General features: G+C 32.1%; 17 protein-coding genes and 1 tRNA gene. 11 read left to right on the forward strand and 7 right to left on the reverse strand.

The window, feature by feature from the left end; all coding sequences use genetic code 11:
- Positions 1 to 217: 217 nt before the first annotated feature.
- The 7 genes from mnmG to rpmH all read right to left on the reverse strand — a co-directional run bounded on the left by mnmG (position 218) and on the right by rpmH (position 6,628).
- Entirely contained in the window at positions 218 to 2,098 is a 1,881-nt protein-coding gene (gene mnmG, locus DWZ69_RS07785) for a tRNA uridine-5-carboxymethylaminomethyl(34) synthesis enzyme MnmG (protein WP_243081040.1), read from the reverse strand.
- Positions 2,099 to 2,126: 28 nt separating this feature from the next.
- The gene (gene mnmE, locus DWZ69_RS07790) at positions 2,127 to 3,506 is read right to left on the reverse strand and encodes a tRNA uridine-5-carboxymethylaminomethyl(34) synthesis GTPase MnmE (RefSeq protein ID WP_118436635.1); all 1,380 of its coding nucleotides are present in this window, start codon (positions 3,504 to 3,506) and stop codon (positions 2,127 to 2,129) included.
- Positions 3,507 to 3,790: 284 nt separating this feature from the next.
- Positions 3,791 to 4,435, reverse strand: a complete 645-nt coding sequence (gene jag / locus DWZ69_RS07795; protein WP_022164594.1) for an RNA-binding cell elongation regulator Jag/EloR — start codon at positions 4,433 to 4,435, stop codon at positions 3,791 to 3,793.
- An 11-nt stretch (positions 4,436 to 4,446) separates the two neighbouring features.
- Positions 4,447 to 5,691 (reverse strand): YidC/Oxa1 family membrane protein insertase, encoded by a 1,245-nt coding sequence (locus DWZ69_RS07800; RefSeq protein ID WP_118000027.1) that lies wholly within the window; start codon positions 5,689 to 5,691, stop codon positions 4,447 to 4,449.
- An 11-nt stretch (positions 5,692 to 5,702) separates the two neighbouring features.
- On the reverse strand, positions 5,703 to 5,957 hold the full coding sequence (gene yidD, locus DWZ69_RS07805) for a membrane protein insertion efficiency factor YidD (protein ID WP_022164592.1): 255 nt from the start codon (positions 5,955 to 5,957) through the stop codon (positions 5,703 to 5,705).
- A 131-nt stretch (positions 5,958 to 6,088) separates the two neighbouring features.
- Positions 6,089 to 6,436, reverse strand: coding sequence for a ribonuclease P protein component (gene rnpA / locus DWZ69_RS07810; RefSeq protein ID WP_118000041.1), 348 nt, complete (start codon positions 6,434 to 6,436; stop codon positions 6,089 to 6,091).
- A gap of 57 nt (positions 6,437 to 6,493) precedes the next feature.
- Positions 6,494 to 6,628, reverse strand: a complete 135-nt coding sequence (rpmH, locus tag DWZ69_RS07815) for a 50S ribosomal protein L34 (RefSeq protein ID WP_021953614.1) — start codon at positions 6,626 to 6,628, stop codon at positions 6,494 to 6,496.
- 483 nt (positions 6,629 to 7,111) lie between these two features.
- On the opposite strand from rpmH, the gene dnaA reads away from it, so the two are divergent.
- The 11 genes from dnaA (at position 7,112) to DWZ69_RS07870 (ending at position 19,384) form a co-directional block, all read left to right on the forward strand.
- Positions 7,112 to 8,524: a chromosomal replication initiator protein DnaA gene (dnaA, locus tag DWZ69_RS07820; RefSeq protein ID WP_022164590.1), complete on the forward strand. Its 1,413-nt coding sequence runs from the start codon at positions 7,112 to 7,114 to the stop codon at positions 8,522 to 8,524.
- Between the two features lie 271 nt (positions 8,525 to 8,795).
- On the forward strand, positions 8,796 to 9,896 hold the full coding sequence (dnaN, locus tag DWZ69_RS07825) for a DNA polymerase III subunit beta (protein WP_118000028.1): 1,101 nt from the start codon (positions 8,796 to 8,798) through the stop codon (positions 9,894 to 9,896).
- A gap of 62 nt (positions 9,897 to 9,958) precedes the next feature.
- Positions 9,959 to 10,171, forward strand: coding sequence for an RNA-binding S4 domain-containing protein (locus DWZ69_RS07830; RefSeq protein WP_022164588.1), 213 nt, complete (start codon positions 9,959 to 9,961; stop codon positions 10,169 to 10,171).
- Positions 10,171 to 11,259 (forward strand): DNA replication/repair protein RecF, encoded by a 1,089-nt coding sequence (recF, locus tag DWZ69_RS07835; protein WP_118000029.1) that lies wholly within the window; start codon positions 10,171 to 10,173, stop codon positions 11,257 to 11,259. Before DWZ69_RS07830 ends, recF begins: the two co-directional genes overlap by 1 nt.
- A gap of 16 nt (positions 11,260 to 11,275) precedes the next feature.
- Complete coding sequence (gene gyrB / locus DWZ69_RS07840) at positions 11,276 to 13,210, forward strand: DNA topoisomerase (ATP-hydrolyzing) subunit B (RefSeq protein WP_118000030.1); 1,935 nt, start codon at positions 11,276 to 11,278, stop codon at positions 13,208 to 13,210.
- 12 nt (positions 13,211 to 13,222) lie between these two features.
- Positions 13,223 to 15,751 carry a DNA gyrase subunit A gene (gene gyrA, locus DWZ69_RS07845; protein ID WP_118000031.1) on the forward strand — a complete coding sequence of 843 codons (2,529 nt, stop codon included), beginning with the start codon at positions 13,223 to 13,225 and terminating at the stop codon, positions 15,749 to 15,751.
- Between the two features lie 210 nt (positions 15,752 to 15,961).
- Positions 15,962 to 16,804: a fumarate hydratase gene (locus DWZ69_RS07850; protein WP_118000032.1), complete on the forward strand. Its 843-nt coding sequence runs from the start codon at positions 15,962 to 15,964 to the stop codon at positions 16,802 to 16,804.
- Between the two features lie 73 nt (positions 16,805 to 16,877).
- The gene (locus DWZ69_RS07855; protein ID WP_022164583.1) at positions 16,878 to 17,429 is read left to right on the forward strand and encodes a Fe-S-containing hydro-lyase; all 552 of its coding nucleotides are present in this window, start codon (positions 16,878 to 16,880) and stop codon (positions 17,427 to 17,429) included.
- Positions 17,430 to 17,549: 120 nt separating this feature from the next.
- The gene (locus DWZ69_RS07860; RefSeq protein ID WP_118000033.1) at positions 17,550 to 18,263 is read left to right on the forward strand and encodes a lysophospholipid acyltransferase family protein; all 714 of its coding nucleotides are present in this window, start codon (positions 17,550 to 17,552) and stop codon (positions 18,261 to 18,263) included.
- A gap of 114 nt (positions 18,264 to 18,377) precedes the next feature.
- Positions 18,378 to 18,465: transfer RNA gene (locus DWZ69_RS07865), tRNA-Ser, on the forward strand.
- 85 nt (positions 18,466 to 18,550) lie between these two features.
- Complete coding sequence (locus DWZ69_RS07870) at positions 18,551 to 19,384, forward strand: TIM barrel protein (protein WP_118000034.1); 834 nt, start codon at positions 18,551 to 18,553, stop codon at positions 19,382 to 19,384.
- The last annotated feature ends 340 nt before the right edge of the window (positions 19,385 to 19,724 follow it).

The following is a 19,724-nucleotide window of genomic DNA, read 5'->3' on the forward strand; positions in this document are numbered from 1 at the left end:
CATACACTCATTTATATAATCATATACACACTCATATACTTACTCATACATTTACTCATTTATTTACTCATTTACATATTCATCTAATTATCCAATTACTTATTAATATATTCTAATTAACTTTCGATAACTCTTTACATAAATAAATGTATTTAAATAATATTATTTAAATACATTTATCAATCACTATATTAACTTATTACTCTATAAAAAACAATTACTTACTTTTATGTTGTTCCATATGAATTAACAACACTGAAATATCTGCAGGAGAAACCCCTGAAATACGTGAAGCCTGACCAATACTTAATGGTTTATAGAATTCCAGCTTCTGTACAGCTTCTTTTCTTAAACTATTTACCTTTGTGTAGTCAAAGTTTTCAGGAATTTTTTTGTTTTCAAGCTTTTTAAAGTTTTTAACCTGTTTCTTTTGTCTTTCGATATATCCATTATACTTAATATTTATATTAACCTGTTCTTTTACATCATATGACAATTCAGGTCTTTCCTTATCTAATGGAGCAATCTTTTCATAGTCAAGCTCCGGTCTTCTTATTAATTCAGCTAAGGTAGTTGCTGTTTTTAATGATGAACTACCTAAATCTGCCAAGATATCCTGATTTTCTTTTGCTGCTCCAATTTTATAATTTTCAAGTCTGTTAATTTCTTCTTCTATTAACTCTTCTTTTCTGCAAATATAATCATAACGTTCCTTTGGAACAAGACCTATTTCATATCCTAACTTAGATAATCTTAAATCAGCATTATCTTGTCTAAGTAGTAATCTGTATTCAGCTCTTGAAGTCATCATTCTATAAGGTTCATGGCTTTCTTTAGTTACCAAATCATCAATTAACACACCAATATAACCTTGTGATCTGTCAATAACAATGCCTTCTTTTCCCTGAACAAATCTTGCAGCATTAATTCCGGCAACAATACCCTGAGCTGCAGCTTCCTCATAGCCTGAACTTCCATTAAACTGACCTGCACTAAACAAACCTTTTATTGTTTTGAACTCCAAATTTGGAAGTAACTGACCATAATCAATACAATCATATTCTATTGCATACGCATTTCTAACTATTTTGGCATTTTCAAGTCCTGGTACTGTGTGATACATTGCGTCCTGAACATCTTCAGGAAGTGATGATGACATACCACCTAAATACATTTCATTTGTATAAAGTCCTTCAGGCTCAATAAACACCTGATGTCTGTTTTTATCAGCAAACTTAACAACCTTATCTTCAATTGAAGGGCAGTATCTTGGACCTGTTCCCTCAATCATACCTGAAAATAAAGGTGATCTGTCAATGTTATCTCTTATAATTTCATGTGTTTTTTCATTTGTATAAGTCAACCAACATGAAACCTGTTCTTTTTGAATACTTTCCGGATCTGTTGAAAACGAAAATGGAACAATTCTTTCATCTCCAAACTGTTCTTCCATTTTTGAAAAATCAATTGAACGTTTATCTACTCTGGCAGGTGTACCTGTTTTGAATCTTCTCATCTTAATTCCGTTAGCAACTAAAGAATCTGATAAATGATTTGCTGCCATAAGTCCGTTAGGACCAGTATATTCACAAACATCACCGTAAATACACTTTGATTTCAAGTATACACCTGTAGCTAAAACTACTGCTTTTGCATAATAAGTTGCACCTGATACAGTTTTAACGCCCTTAATAACACCATCTTCAACTATTAATTCTGAAACTTCTCCCTGTTTAATAGTTAAATTATCTGTATTTTCCAGAGTGTGTCTCATTTCTCTAGTATAATTCTGTTTATCAGCCTGTGCTCTAAGTGAATGCACAGCCGGTCCTTTTGACTTGTTAAGCATTTTAGATTGAATAAAACTTTTATCAATATTTTTACCCATTTCTCCACCTAAAGCATCTATTTCTCTAACTAAATGTCCTTTAGATGTTCCACCAATATTAGGATTACATGGCATAAGTGCGATACTGTCTACACTTACCGTAAAAACTATAGTATCAAGTCCAAGTCTAGCTGATGCCAAAGCAGCTTCACAACCTGCATGTCCTGCACCAATTATTACTACATCATAATTTTTTTCAATCTTTAACATTTCTTCTCTCTTCTCTTCACTAAATTTATTATTTTCCCATACAGAATTTTGAGAAAATCTCATTTACTAAATCATCTTCTACGCTTTCTCCAATTATAAGTCCCAGTTGTTCGTAAGCATCCATCAAATCTATTGAATAAAAATCTTCCGGCATGCCTGCATCAACAGACTCTTTGACTTTCAGCAAACTATTGTAAGAATTTTCTAATGCTTCTTTGTGTCTTGCATTTGTAATGTAAACCTGGTCATTAAAAGTAATCTCACCTGAATAAAACATATCTTTTATTTTTTCTTCAAGTTCATCCATTCCCAAACCAGCTTTTGCTGAAAATTCAATAATATCCTCTTTAGGTATTTCATTTAATTGTTCTATGTCCACAACGCGATCAATATCAGTCTTATTTAATAAAACAATAACTTTTTTATTTTTTATAATTTCTAATATTTCCTTGTCATTTTCATCTATGTCTTTTGAACCGTCAACTACATAAATAATAAGGTCTGCACCTTCGGCAATCTCTTTAGCCTTATTTACACCAATCTGCTCAACTTTATCATCAGTATTTCTAATACCTGCAGTATCAATAATTTTCAAAGACAAACCATTTAAGTTAATATTTTCTTCTAAGGTATCTCTTGTTGTTCCCTCAATATCCGTTACAATGGCACGTTCTTCTCCTAACATTCGGTTAAGAAGTGAAGACTTTCCTGCATTTGGCTTACCTAAAATAACAGTTTTTATACCTTCCTTCATTATTCTACCATTGTCAAAAGTATCTATCATTTTCTTTATCTTGCTTATATTCTTATTAATCATTTCAGAAATTTCATTATCGTATCCATCAAGACTAATATGTTCCGGATCATCTAATGCTGACTCAATAAAAGCAATATGGTAAATCACATCACTTCTAATTTCTTTAATTTTTTTAGAAACTCCACCCTTTAACTGTTCAATGGAACTGTTTAACGCAAAATCATTTTGAGAATTGATTAAATCCATAACAGCCTCAGCCTGAGACAAATCTAATCTGCCATTCAAGAAAGCTCTTTTAGTAAATTCACCTGGTGCAGCTGACTTAGCACCATTCTTAATTACTAAATCCAAAACTTTTTTCAAAATCAACATACCACCATGACAGTCAATTTCTACTGTATCTTCACCTGTATATGAATGTGGATTTTTCATTACAAGAACTAAAACCTGATCAAGAACCTTTTCCCCATCTACAATATTTCCGTAATTAACTGTATGAGATTTAACATTAATTAATCTCTTTCCTTCTTTATTTGACTTAAAAATTTTATCAACTATTTCAATGGCTTCGTCTCCGCTAACACGAATAATTCCAATACCCGAATTACCTGTTGATGTTGAGATAGCCGCAATTGTATCTGTAATCTTCATAAATCACCTTAAATTAATATTATTTATAATTGCATAATTACCTAATGTAAGAGTATACCACATTCTCATTATTATAAAAAGGGTAAAAAGAATGTCCCTTGCAACATTCTACGCAACCAGCGCGTGCCTATTTAGCAACATTTTTCCATTTACGCAGGGTGCATCCATAGTGGAACGTTTTTTATGTAATAAGAAATTCTGAAGGAATTTCTTATTACATAAAAAAACCTGTCAGGTTTAATCAGGTATATCCCAACTTAACCTAACAGGTTATTTAAAACAAATTATCTGTTATTGTTTCTCTTCTTAAGCATTACTACTACGTGTCTGTAAGGTTCTTCGCCCTCTGACTTTGTAGTACAGAACTTATCATTTTGTAAAGCTGAATGAATAATTCTTCTTTCATAAGGATTCATTGGCTCTAATGCTACAGGTTTCTTAATTCTCTTAACTTTTAAAGAAATATTTCTAGCAAGATTTTCAAGTGTTGCTTTTCTTCTTTCTCTATAGTTTTCAGTATCAAGCTTAACTCTGTTAAACTTATCGCTTTCCTTGTTTACTACAAGGCTTACAAGATACTGTAATGAATCAAGTGTTTGTCCTCTCTTACCAATGAGAATTCCCATATCATCACCAATTACATTAATGTTGATTGTGTTTTCCTTTTCACCTTCTTCAACTTTAATGTCTAACTTAACTGTAAGTTCCATTGCACTGAAAACTTTGTTTAAAAATTCAGTTACAATGTCTTCTACTGATTCATTTTTTCTAGCTTTAATAATAGCAGGTTTACTACCAAATCCTAAAAAACCGTTTGAACCTTTTTCTACAACATCGTAATCAAGTTTATCAGCTGCAATACCTAGAGCGACGCATGCATTAGTAATTGCTTCGTCAACGTTTTTTCCTTTATATTCTACATATTCCATCTTTATTACCTCTATTTGCTGTGTTTCTTATTATAATCACTGACCATATTAGCTTTTGCAGCCAATGAACCGGCCTTTGCATTTTCTTTTGATTTTCTGATTTTTTCTTCTTTTTCAGCTGCAGTCATGTTTGAACTACTTTGAACGCTTCTTGTATTTGTTTTTGAAGCCTGTAAAACCTGTTCTCTGTAAATTCCCTGCTTTGCTTTTCTCTTTTCTGCTTTTTCAGCTGCCTTTTCCCTATTTGCTTCTATAATATCATTTACATCCATCTTACCCAGATACAGATTAATGATTACCTGTTGAAGCATCATAATCAACGAACCTGCCATCCAGTATAAACCGATACCTGCTGATAAAATCCAGCACATATATACTGAGAATAATGGCATCATAATATTCATTGCCTTCATAGAGCCTGCCATTGGATTATCCTGTGTACTTGCAACACCATTGATTTTCTGTGAAAGCTGTACACTTAATAACTGGAATATACCGGCAAGAATAGGAATAATTAAAGCAACGATTAATGTTACTGTTCCTGCCTTAAACATTGCACTTGGTGATATGCCAAGGTTTAAACCAAAGAAACTGTTAAGACTGTTAATCTTGTCCACAGCACTTGTGTTTGATGAAGCTGATAAAACATTGCTTGCATCAACACCCTTTGCCAAATTAATAGCACCTTTAGTTCTTGATGAATATCCTGTTAAAGCATCAATACACTGTGTAATCTGTGAAGCTTTTAACTTTGAACCTGCTGTGTTAATACCAAAGAACTGGCTCATCTGTGATGCATTTAAACTTGTGATTACAGAAGCATATAATTCTTTAATAGGCTGAACATACGCAGGTATATTCATAATTACTCTGTATAATGCGAAAAGAATAGGCATCTGAATAATAAGCTGTAAACAACTACCTGTTGGTGATGTTCCATATTTATCATAAACAGCCTTCATTTCTTCCTGCATTGCTAACTGTGACTGTTGATCTTTCTTATCCTTGTACTTTTTCTGAATTGCCTGAATTTCAGGTGTCATAACAGAATTCATTTTTGTAAATTTCTGCTGCTTAATTGTCATTGGTAACATAAGCATTCTAACTACAAAAGTAAATACAATAATTAAAAGACCAATATTATAAATACCAAAAAAAGCAAAACCATCATATAAAACTTCAAGAATTTTTCCTAAAATCCATGCAAATGGTTTTAAAATACCACCAGTCTGAGTGGCGATAATCAAATTATCCATTTAATCCTCCTTTAAGGAACTGGATCGTATCCTCCTTTATGGAAATGATTGCATCTCAATATCCTTCTTATTGCAAGATATGATCCTTTTAAGGGTCCATATTTTTGTAAAGCTTCTATTGCATACTGAGAACATGTAGGAATGTATCTGCAAGATGGCATTCTTTTCATAGGTGAAATATACTTCCTATAAATTCTAACCATTCCAATAAGAATTAAATTAATAAATTTTCCTATCTTCTTAAAAATTTTCTTAACCTTATCCATAACATTATTCCTAATATTTACTCACTAAGTCATTAGCACTTTATTTTCCATTTAGTTACGAACTTCATCCTGCCAAACTAATTACGTCCAATATTAAATAATACTTCACTTTATACTAAATAACACTTTCTTTAGTTTGTATTTTTCTGCAAGATGTTCTGAATCTTTCCTAAGTGCATTAAAGCACTTTCTAATGAATGATAATTTTCGTCCCTAGCAGTGGTTCTCACTACTACGACTATGTCCAAACTACTATTGAACATATTACTATTTAGTCTATAGCTTTCCCTGATTAAGCGGGTTAGGTGATGTCTTACTACACTATTTCCTACTTTTTTACTAACGGATATACCTAATCTGTTAATGCCTAAATCATTTGGTAAAACATACATTACTAAATATTTGTTAGCTTTTGATTTTCCTTCCTTATATACCTTTTGAAAATCGATATTCTTTTTTAATGAAGTATAATCTTTCATTTTCATATTTCACCAACCTCTCAATTGCATATAAAGAAAGGTCACATTATCTGTGACCTAAGCTGATAATTTCTTTCTTCCTTTTGCTCTTCTGCTAGCAAGAACTTTTCTTCCGCCTGCAGTGCTCATTCTCTTTCTGAATCCATGAACTTTTGATCTCTGTCTTTTCTTTGGCTGAAATGTCATTTTCATAATACGGCACCTCCTTTTCTGTTCTATAGTAAAACATCATTACAATTACCATAATAAAAATAATCGCAGTCATTTACTGATTAAACCACAATTTCCATATAATTTCAAGTGTTTTAAATTAATTTTTTTATGTCCTTTAACACACTATGATGAAAAATGGAGTAATTATCAAAAGTTATCAACTAAATGTTAATAACATGTTAATAACTTTTGCTGTTTTAGCCTTTTTTTGGGTATTTTTTCTATTTTATTATCTCAAATGTTAATAACTGTAAAAAAGTTATTGTCATTATTTGTCGAAAAAAAATTTTTGTTATTTTGCTGTTTTCTTATGATTTTTGTAACTTTTTAAGATTTTTACTTTCTTCCTATTATAATATATATGTTTATTTTTTTTTTGTAATATTGAAAATTTGCCCTTTTTGATGTATTATATTTTTATATATGGGCTTTTGGGCCTTTTTATACTTTGAGGAGGACAATATGTTAGATAATTTAAAGGAAAAATGGCCTGAAATATTGGATTATTTAAAAAAAGAATACGACATCCAGGATATTACTTTTGAAACGTTCATTTTACCCTTAAATGTACAATATTATAAGGACGGATTAGTCAAACTTGTTTTCACAGGAAATAGTGGTAGCAGTGGACTACAATATATTAAGAAGAAATATTTTGATTTTCTTAAACTTTCCCTTGCCCATTTTTTAGGTGAAAACACAGATTTACAGATTTTATTACCTGGAGATGCTTCTTTAGAAGACTCTTCTGACGAAAGCGACGAAGAAAACGCAGCCAATTCAGAAGACTTAATTCTTGAAAGAAGAATTTTAGAAGCTAACCTGGACAAGAAATACACTTTTGATTCTTTCGTAGTAGGTAACAACGCCATTGCACAGGCAACTTCACTTGCCGTTGCAGACTCACCGGGTGAAGCCCACAATCCATTATTTATATTTGGAGGGGTTGGTTTAGGTAAGACACACCTTATGCAGTCAATTGGTAACTATGTACTTAAGTCAAATCCTAATTCTAAGGTTTTGTATACTACAACAGAATCTTTTACTAATGAAATTGTTGATTTGCTTGGTAAACAAAAGAAAGACCAGGACGAAATTATTCAATTTAGAAAGAAATATCGAAACGTTGATGTTTTATTAATTGATGATATTCAATTTATATCAGGAAAAGATAGAACACAGGAAGAATTATTCAACATTTTCAATGAATTATTCTTAAAACATAAACAGATTGTTTTTACATCAGACAGAAAACCTAATGAAATAGAAGATATTGCAGATAGACTTACAACTCGTTTCCAGCAGGGACTTACTGTAGATATACACAGTCCTGACTATGAAACACGTATGGCTATCTTAAAGAAGCATGCCCTTTCTAAAGGAATTAAGGTTACTGATGACAAAGAAGATGTAGATAATGCTAATTTATTAGAAGCTTTAGATTACATTGCTACTAATTTTGTATCCAATGTAAGGGAACTTGAAGGCTCTCTTAATAATGTAATAGCTTTTTCAAAAGTTAATCGTGTTCCTATTACAAAAGAATTTGCAATGGAAACATTAAAAGTAGACACTACTGAAGAAAAAATAACCTGTCAATCAATAATTAATACAGTAGCTGAACATTACCAGATTTCAGCAGCTGACATTTGTTCTAAGAAAAGAAGCAGCGATGTTGCTTTTCCAAGGCAGGTTTGCATGTATTTATGCAGAGTTTACACTGACGAGAAGCTGGAAACTATTGCAAAATATCTAAGAAAGAAAAACCATGCCACTGTTAGCTATGGTTATAATGAAATAAAGAAGGCTATGGAAACAGATCCTTCCATTAAAGCAACTATTGAAGTTCTTAAAAAGAAGATTAATCCTAATTAATGTTAGTAACTTTGTTAATTAGTGCCGATTTTAGGTTAATAACTACGTTAATAGTACATTAATAACTTGAAATTTCAGATTTTTTTATTATAGCTTTTTGATTATAATTTTTAAGAAGTTGTTAATTAAATTTGAGTTATTAACATGTTATTATTTTAGGAACTTCCCATAAATAGGGCGTTAAAACGTTTTTTTAACATATTAACGTGCCTTATTATTATTATTATCTTAATATTTATATATTTATACGAAATTTGAAGGAGATTTACCCATGAAGTTAATTTGTAAAAAATCAGATTTGATAACTGGTATTAACATTGTAATGAAAGCTGTTTCATCAAAAACTACAATGTCTATATTAGAATGTATCCTTATTGATGCCACTGAAGGTATTATTAAATTTACTGCTAATGATATGGAACTTGGTATTGAGACTACAGTACAAGGTGAAATTGCTGAAGCAGGAAGCATTGCTATTGATGCAAAGATTTTTTCAGAAATCGTAAGAAAGCTTCCGGACAATGATGTAACTATAGAAGTAAAGGATGAAAGTACTGCTAATATTACATGTGAAAATGCTAAGTTTAACATTCTCATAAAGTCAGCAGAAGATTTCTCATATCTACCTGTTATTGAAAAGAAAGACAAGATTACTATTTCACAGTTTTCATTAAAGGAAATTATCAGACAAACAAGTTTCGCAATTAATGATGCTGAAAAAAATAAATTACTTACAGGTGAATTATTTGAAGTAAACGGAAGTAAGCTTAAAGTTGTAGCTTTAGATAAATTCCGTATTGCAATTAGAAATATTGAACTAAAAGAAAACTATGGAAATTACAAAGTATTAGTTCCAGGTAAATCACTTAATGAAATCAGTAAAATTTTAAATGGTGGAGTAGATGATGATGTAAATATTTACTTTACTTCAAATCATATTCTTTTTGAATTCGATGACACTATTGTAGTTTCAAGATTAATTGAATCAACTAACTTCTTTGATACAGACAAGATGATTAGCAATGATTACAAAACAAGAATTACAATTAACAAGAAAGAAATGGCTGATTGTATAGACAGAGCAACTCTTTTGATAAAAGAAGGAGACAAGAAACCTGTATTCTTATCAATGAAAGATACAGAAATGGAATTAACTATTAATACATTTATAGGTTCAATGGATGAAAGTATTCCAATTACAAAGGATGGAGACGATTTATTAATAAGCTTTAACCCTAAGTTCCTTATTGATATTTTGAAAGTTTTAGATCAGGAAGAAGTAAGCATGTTCTTTACTAACCCTAAAGCTCCATGTTTTATTAAAGATGAAGAGGGAAGCTATATTTACATTGTTCTTCCTGTAGTTCAGTAAAAGTCACAATCAGACTAAGACAAGAAAGGAATATTATTCAGCACTGAATAATTTGGATAAAAATGGAAGATTTGAGTATTACTATAAAAGATGATTTTATAAAATTAGGCCAGGCTATGAAATTAGCAGGCATTGTTGGTTCTGGTGTGGATGCAAAATTCTTAATTCAGGATGGACAGGTAAAAGTGAACGGTGAAGTTGATACAAGAAGAGGTAAGAAACTTTACCCTGGAGATACATTTGAATTTGAAGGAACTGTGGTTTTAGTTAAGTAATGATTGTAAAAAAAGTAGAATTAAGTAATTTTAGAAATTACAAATTATTGAAACTTGATTTAGATGAAAAAACAAATATTTTATATGGCAACAATGCCCAGGGAAAAACAAATATATTAGAATCAATATATGTTTGCAGCACTACAAAGTCTCATAGAACTAATAGGGACGCTGAATTAATTAACTTAGATTCAGGTGAGGCACACATTAAGTTATATTTGGAAAAGAACAACAGGGAACAGAGAATAGATATTCATTTGCGCAAGAATAAAACAAAGGGTATTGCCATAAATGGAATACCAATAAAAAAGGCAAGTGAACTTTTTGGGCTTTTTAATGTTGTTATTTTTTCTCCAGAGGATTTGGAAATTATCAAGAAAGGTCCATCGGAGAGAAGAAAGTTCGTAGATATGGAATTGTGCCAGTTAGACAAAATATATGTTTATAATTTAACCAACTATAACAAAATTATTGCTCAAAGAAATAAATTATTAAAAGATATTTATTTTAAACCAGAACTAAAGCAGACACTTGATGTTTGGGATGGACAATTAGCACAGTATGGTTCAAAAATTATTGAAAGAAGAACCAACTTTATAGAAAAAATAAACGAGATAATTAAACCAATACACAAACAACTTACAGGTGGATTGGAAGATATTAATATTGTTTATAACAAAAATTGTGAGGCAGAAGATTTATTAAGGCAACTTGAAGAAAACAGAGACAGAGATATTAAGTATAAGTCAACATCCATTGGTCCACATAAAGATGATTTGTTATTTTTTAATGACGACAAGAATATCAGAATTTATGGAAGTCAGGGACAGCAAAGAACAATTGCTTTATCTCTAAAGTTAGCAGAATTAGAGTTAGTAAAGAATCTAATAAATGATACACCGGTATTGTTACTTGATGATGTTTTGTCGGAACTTGATTCAGAGAGACAAAATCATTTACTTAACAGCATTGATGATATTCAAACTATTATTACATGTACCGGGTTAGATGAATTTATAGAAAACAGATTTAAAATAAATAAGGTTTTCCAGGTAACAGAAGGAAAAGTAGAAGAAAAGACAGTTTAACTGAAAGGAGTTACTAATGGGTAACAACACAAATGTAGAAAATGAGTATGGAGCAGATCAGATTCAGGTTTTAGAAGGACTTGAAGCAGTTAGAAAAAGGCCGGGAATGTATATTGGTTCAACATCTTTAAGAGGTCTTCATCATTTGGTTTATGAAATTGTTGATAATGCAGTAGATGAAGCTTTAGCCGGATACTGCGATACAATTGATGTGCAGATAAATGAAGATAATTCAATTACAGTAAAAGATGACGGCCGTGGAATTCCTACAGGTATTAATACAAAAACAGGAAAATCAGGAATAGAGTTGGTATTTACAGTGCTCCATGCCGGAGGAAAGTTTGGTGGAGGCGGATATAAGGTTTCCGGTGGACTTCATGGTGTAGGTGCGTCAGTAGTAAATGCCTTATCAGAATGGCTTGAAGTAAAAGTATGTCGTGATGGAAAGATTCATCACCAAAAATATCAAAGAGGTCATGCATTAGGTGGACTTGAAATAATTGGAGATTGCGATCCTGAATTTACAGGAACAGAGGTAAAGTTCTTACCAGATAAAACAATTTTCGAAGACACAGTTTACGATTATAGCGTGTTAGAAACAAGATTAAGAGAAACTGCGTTCCTTACAAAGAACCTTAAGATTATTTTAAGAGATGTAAGACCTGAGGAGCCAATTGAAAAAACATTCCACTATGAAGGTGGTATTAAGGAGTTTGTAACTTACTTAAACAAGGGCAAGACTCCTTTGTATGAAGATGTAATATATTGTGAAGGCACAGTAAACAATGTTTATGTTGAAGTGGCAATGCAGCACAATGATGCATATAACGAAAATTCTTTCAGCTTTGTAAACAACATTAACACACCGGAAGGTGGTATGCAGGTTGAAGGTTTTAAGAGAGCTTTAACAAAAACATTAAATAACTATGCCCGTCAAAATAAGATTTTGAAAGAAAAAGAAGATAATCTTTCAGGTGAAGATTTCAGAGAAGGCTTAACTTCAATCATTAGTGTAAAAATCGAAGATCCTCAGTTTGAAGGTCAGACAAAACAGAAATTAGGAAACAGTGAAGCCAGAACTGCCGTTGATAGTGTTGTAAGCGAACAGCTTACATACTTTCTTGAACAGAATCCTGGTGTGGCAAAAATAATTTGCGAAAAAGCTGTACTTGCACAGCGTGCCAGAGAAGCAGCAAGACAGGCAAGAGAAACTACACGTAGAAAAACAGTTTTAGATGTAGCAGCACTTCCTGGAAAATTATCTGACTGCTCAGATAAGGATCCAAAAAAATGTGAAATCTTTATAGTAGAGGGAGATTCTGCCGGTGGCTCAGCCAAAAAGGCAAGAGTTAGAGCAACTCAGGCTATATTACCTCTTCGAGGAAAAATCTTAAATGTAGAAAAAGCAAGATTAGACAGAATTATGCAGAACGAAGAAATCCGTTCAATGATTACAGCATTTGGTACAGGAATTTATGATGAATTTGACATTAGCAAATTACGTTATGACAAGATTATCATTATGACTGATGCCGATGTTGACGGTGCTCATATTGATACACTTATGCTTACATTCTTTTATAGATTTATGCCTGAACTTATTAAGGATGGCCATGTATATTTAGCAATGCCACCACTTTATCAGGTAACAAGAAATAAGAAAAATTATTATGCATACAGTGATGCAGAACTTGATAAGATTCTTACAGAAATTGGACGTGACAATCAGAACAAGATTCAGCGTTACAAAGGTTTGGGAGAAATGGATGCATCACAGCTTTGGGATACAACAATGAATCCTGAAACAAGAATTTTAAAACAGGTAAAAATAAACGAAGATACATTAACAGAAATGGATTTAACATTTACAACTCTTATGGGCGATGATGTTGAACCAAGAAGAGAATTTATTCAGGCAAACGCAAAGTTTGTTCAAAACTTAGATATATAGGAGGAACATTAAGTGGACGATAAGATATTTGATAGAATTCATGAAGTAGACTTAAAGGAAACAATGGAAACCTCTTATATTGATTACGCCATGAGTGTAATCGCAGCAAGAGCTCTTCCTGATGTTAGAGATGGTTTGAAGCCGGTACAAAGACGTGTACTTTATTCAATGGTTGAACTTAACAACGGACCTGACAAGCCACACAGAAAGTGTGCCCGTATCGTTGGTGATACAATGGGTAAATTCCATCCACATGGTGATAGTTCAATTTACGGAGCATTAGTAAATATGGCTCAGGACTGGAGCACAAGATATCCATTAGTTGATGGTCACGGAAACTTTGGTTCAGAAGATGGTGACGGCGCTGCCGCAATGCGTTATACAGAGGCACGTCTTAGCAAGATTTCCATGGAAATGGTTAGAGATATCAACAAAGATACTGTAGAATTTATACCTAACTTTGATGAGACGGAAAAGGAACCTTCAGTATTACCTGCAAGATATCCAAACCTTCTCGTTAATGGTACAAGTGGTATTGCCGTAGGTATGGCTACTAGTATTCCACCTCACAATTTAGCTGAAACAATTAATGCAATCGTTAAGATTATTGATAACAGAGTTCAGGAAAACAGAGACACTGAAATTGAAGAAATCATGGAAATTGTAAAAGGACCTGATTTTCCAACAGGTGCTACAATTCTTGGTAGAAAAGGAATTGAAGAAGCTTACAGAACAGGTCGTGGAAAAATAAAAACGCGTGCAGTCTCTGAAATTGAAACAATGGATAATGGTAAGAGCAGAATTGTTGTTACTGAACTTCCATACATGGTAAATAAAGCAAAACTTGTTGAAAAGATTGCAAGTTTAGTAAAAGAAAAGCGAATTGATGGTATCACTGACCTTCGTGACGAATCAGATCAGGAAGGTACACGTGTAGTTATTGAAGTGCGTCGTGATGCAAATGCAAATGTAATTTTAAATCAGTTGTATAAACATACACAGTTACAGGATTCATTTGGTGTAATAATGCTTGCGTTAGTAAACGGAGAACCAAAAGTTCTTAATTTACTTCAGATGTTAGATGAATATTTAAAACACCAGAAGGATGTTGTTACACGTCGTACAAAATTTGAATTAAATAAAGCTGAAGAACGTGCTCATATTATTGAGGGCTTATTAATTGCACTTGATAATATTGATGAAGTTATTCAGATTGTTAGAAATTCAAGAACAACAGCAGATGCCAAGGCAAAATTATCTGAAAGATTTGGTTTATCAGATGCTCAGGCACAGGCTATTGTTGATATGAGAATCAGACAGTTAACAGGTTTAGCAAGAGAAGACCTTGAAAATGAATACAAGGAATTAATGGAAAAGATAGCTTACTTAAAGTCTATACTTGCAGATGAAAATAAACTTTTAACTGTTATTAAAGAAGAAATTGAAATTGTCAGAGACAAGTTCGGTGATGATAGAAGAACAAAGATCGGTATCGACATTGATATGGACGATGAAGATTTAATTCCTGAAGAAGATACAGTTATTGTAATGACTAATTTAGGCTACATAAAGAGAATGACTGTGGATAACTTTAAGGCACAGAACCGTGGTGGTAAGGGTATTAAGGGAATGCAAACTATAAATGATGATTTTATGAAAGACATGTTTATGGTTTCAACTCACGACTATATTTTATTCCTTACAAATACAGGTCGTATATACAAATTAAAAGGCTACGAAATTCCGGAAGCAGGAAGAACTGCCAGAGGCATGGCTATTGTAAACTTATTACAGCTACAGCCTGGAGAAAAGATTTCTGCAATGGTCCAGATGAGAGAATTTGAAGATAACAAGTATCTCATTATGGCTACAAAGAATGGAACAATTAAGAAAACACCTATTAATGCATATACTAATATTCGTAAGAGTGGTATACAGGCTATAACTTTACGTGAAGGTGATGAATTAATTGATGTGACAATATCAGATAACACACATAACATTATGCTTGTTACAAAGAATGGTCAGGGAATTAAGTTCCGTGAAACAGACGTTAGAGAAACAGGTCGTTCAGCAATGGGTGTTAGAGGTATTGAACTTAAAGGTAACGATGAAGTTATCTCAATGCAAATTGACACAGAAGGAGAATATATTCTTATTGTTTCAGCAAACGGAATGGGTAAACGTACACCATTTACTGAATTCAAATTACAGAATCGTGGCGGTAAAGGTGTTAAGTGCTACAAGATTACAGAAAAAACAGGTGAAGTTGTTGGAGCAAAGGCTGTTAATGATGGCAACGAAATAATGATGATTACGAACGAAGGTATTGTAATCAGAATGTTTGTAGATGATATTTCAGTTTTAGGTAGAGTAACTTTAGGCGTTAAGCTTATGAATACCGGAAACAAAGATGATATTGTCGTTGCAAGCATTACAAAAGTAAAAGAAAGTGTAACTCAGGCAGATGCAGAAGAAGCTGAAAGATTAGAGGCTGAAAATTCAGAAGAAACAGATGAAGAAAATTCTGAAAATGAATAATTCAAAATGCCAAATGTTTGAAAAGAAGCGGCATTATGTCGCTTCTTTTTTGAAATACAAAATAAAAACACACATAATTAAATTAACAATGTATTATTAAACTTCTAAACTAAGCTATTTATAATCGTTTGATAATTATAATGTTAATTAAAACTAATAACTATTAAGTTTTTTCAAGGGAATGTTAATAACAAAGGAGAATTACATAAAATGAGAGAGGTCCATTCAGAAGAAATAACCAAAAATATAAAGGAAATGTGTATAGAAGCAAATCATTTCCTATCACCTGATATGAAAAAAGTATTTGATAATGCAAGAAAAAATGAAAAATCACCATTAGGATGTCAGATTCTTGAGCAATTAGATGAAAACCTGAAAATTGCAGGTGAGGACATGATACCAATCTGTCAGGATACAGGCATGGCAGTTGTTTTTATTGAAATTGGTCAGGACGTACATATTGTAGGCGAGAATATTGAAGATGCAATTAATCAGGGAGTTAGAGAAGGATACGTGGATGGATTTTTAAGAAAATCAGTAGTAAAAGATCCAATTTTAAGAGAAAACACAAAGGATAATACTCCGGCGGTAATCCATTACAGCATCGTACCTGGCGAAAATGTGAAAATAACAATTGCACCAAAAGGTTTTGGAAGCGAAAACATGAGTAGAGTATTTATGTTAAAACCTGCCGACGGAATAGAAGGTGTAAAAAATGCTGTCCTTACAGCAGTAAAAGATGCAGGTCCAAATGCATGTCCGCCGATGGTAGTAGGTGTAGGCGTGGGTGGAACTTTTGAAAAGTGTGCAATTTTGGCTAAAAAAGCTTTAGCACGTCCAGCCGACAGTAGCTCTAAAATTCCATACGTAAAAGAAATGGAAGAAGAGTTGTTAACTAAAATAAACAAATTAGGTATTGGTCCGGGAGGCTTAGGTGGAACTCAGACAGCACTTGCTGTAAATGTGGAAACATATCCTACACATATTGCAGGTTTACCAGTTGCAATAAATATTTGCTGTCATGTAAACAGACACGTAACAAGAACAATATAATTAAAGACTAATATACTTTAGCGAATAGAATCAAAGCTTATTAGATGTAATAATAGTTTTAAAGGAGAATTAAATGGACAATAATATAAAAGCTCCAATTTCTGATGAAGTTGCAAAAGAATTAAGAGCAGGAGATTATGTATATATAACAGGAACTATTTACACTGCAAGAGATGCTGCACACAAAAGAATGTGGGAAGCATTAGAAAAAGGCGAGCAGTTACCAATTGAAATGAACAACAATATTATTTATTATATGGGACCATCACCGGCAAGAGAAGGCAGACCAATTGGTTCAGCCGGTCCTACAACGGCAAGTAGAATGGATAAGTATGCCCCTAAGCTTTTGGATTTAGGTTTAAAAGGCATGATTGGAAAAGGCAAACGTTCAAAAGAAGTAATTGACGCAGTAGTAAGAAATAATTGTGTATACTTTGCTGCAGTAGGTGGAGCAGGTGCAATTTTATCAAAATCCATAAAGAAAAGTGAAGTTGTAGCTTATGACGATTTAGGAACAGAGGCTATAAGAAAACTTTATGTGGAAAATTTTCCTGCAATAGTTGTAATTGACAGCGAAGGAAATAACTTATACGAAACAGCTATAGAAGAATATAAAGAAATCTAAGGGCAGTAGCAACTACAAAAAAGTGTAATTATTATTGGAATATTTTGACATTAAAAATATTGTTAAAGATAATAACCAGTATAATAATCAGCATAATAATAAAAAGAATGGAACATATTCATGAAAGTAAATAGAATTGCATATTTAGTAACACGAAGATTTTATAAAGTTCCCTGGCTTTTTCATCAAATAAAATTAGCCGGCAAAGAGAACAAATACACAATTGATGAAAGATACAAAAAGGTTCACGATGTATGTCACAGAGTAAATAAATATGCTCATGTAAACATAACATGCACAGGACTTGAAAATCTTCCAAAAGAAAACGGATACATCTTAACACCAAATCATCAGGGCTTATTTGACGTCCTGCTTATTTGTGATACACATGAAAGACCAACATCTTTTGTAATTAGAAAAGATTTGGAAGACGTAATCTTGCTAAAGCAGGTAATAAAAGCACTTGATGCAAAAGCATTGGACAGAGATGACCCACGTCAGGCAATGAAAATAATAAAAGAAATGACAGAAGGAATAAAACAAGGCAGAAACTATATAATATTTCCTGAAGGAACAAGAAGCAAAAACGGAAATATACCGGGAGATTTTAAAGGTGGTTCTTTTAAAAGTGCCACAAAAGCCAAAGCTCCAATTGTTCCGGTAGCACTTATAGACTCTTTCAAACCTTTTGACATAAAAGATACATCAGAAGTAGATGTGCAAATTCATTACCTTGAGCCTTTATATTATGACGACTACAAAGACTTAACAACAGTGGAAATTGCAAAAACAGTTAAGGAAAGAATAGAAGCAAAGATAAAAGAGTGTGTATAGAAATTTACAAAGAGTTGAAAAAGAAAAATAGTGTTTGACAAATAAAAACACCTATATTATAATAACAAATGCACTGCGAAGTGCGTAATTAAATACTGATAAATAATCAGGCAAGGAGAAGTACTCAAGTGGCTGAAGAGGCGCCCCTGCTAAGGGTGTAGGTCGTTTGCGCGGCGCGAGGGTTCAAATCCCTCCTTCTCCGTTTAAAGCTCAGACAGTTTTGTCTGAGCTTTTTACATATAATAAAATTTATAAATATAAAAAATGATATTTGTTTAGGAGAAAAAATGAAAAAAATTTTATGCTCTACAGGAGCATTAATAGGAATGCCTAATAATCGTGATTTTTCATTAATAAAAAAATGTGTGCCAAACATAAATAGTGATGGATTTGAATTTATGATGTATAGCACATGGTATGACAAGGTTCCTAATTTATTGAAAGAATTAAAAAAATGTGAAACTGAATTTCCAGTTATGCACTGCGAAAAGCACATAGGCGAAGATTTAGGAAAAAATGCAGACGGTAATTTTTATACAGCCAAAGAAAAATTCAAAGTAAATTGTAAAATTGCAAATGAAATCGGTGCAAAAAGAATGGTAATGCATCTATGGGATGGAATATATTCAGATACTACAATAGAAAATAACATAAAAGGCTATGGAGAATTAATAAAAATAGCTGAAGAAAATGAAATAGATTTATACATAGAAAATGTAGTTTGCAATCACCATGATCCATTAAGTAATTGGAAGAGACTACTTAATGAATATCCTGATGCAAAATTAATATTTGATACGAAAATGGCAGCTTTCCATAATCAAATGGAAGACATATATGAAAATCAAAATAAAAAATTATGGGAAAACAACATAAAGCATTTACATATAAATGATTATAATGGCGGTTATATGGAGTGGAGCAAACTTAAAACATTACCTGTAGGTGAGGGCATTGTGAACTTTAACAAATTTTTTGATTTCATAAACAACATTGGATACAAAGGAGACTATACAATAGAATCTACAGCATTCCAAAAAGATGGCTCCATAGATTTTGATATGTTAAACCGAAATATATCAAAAGTAAGAAGTTATATAAAGAATAAAAAAGATATTTGATAAATGTTTTGTAAATATAAAACTAATAATAGAAGATAAATTGATAATGAATAAAAAATTAAGAAGATTAAAACAGTTAAAAATTTAAAAGCACACCAATACAAGCTAAAGAGCTACTAAACAGGCATTGAATAGAGCCTGAATAGAGATAAATTAAAAAAAATGAAAAAAAATGAAAAAAGTTGTTGACAGGTGTATCCAAAGATGGTAGTATATCTCATGCACTCGCAAAGAGTGGGTGCCAAACAACTTAAATCTGTTAGTCGACAGAAAAAACTTTAAAAAAATAAAAAAGTTGTTGACAAACATAAATAAGTATGTTAAATTAATATGGCTGTTG

Source organism: Eubacterium sp. AF34-35BH (genome assembly GCF_003477765.1).
GTDB lineage: Bacteria > Bacillota > Clostridia > Lachnospirales > Lachnospiraceae > Eubacterium_G.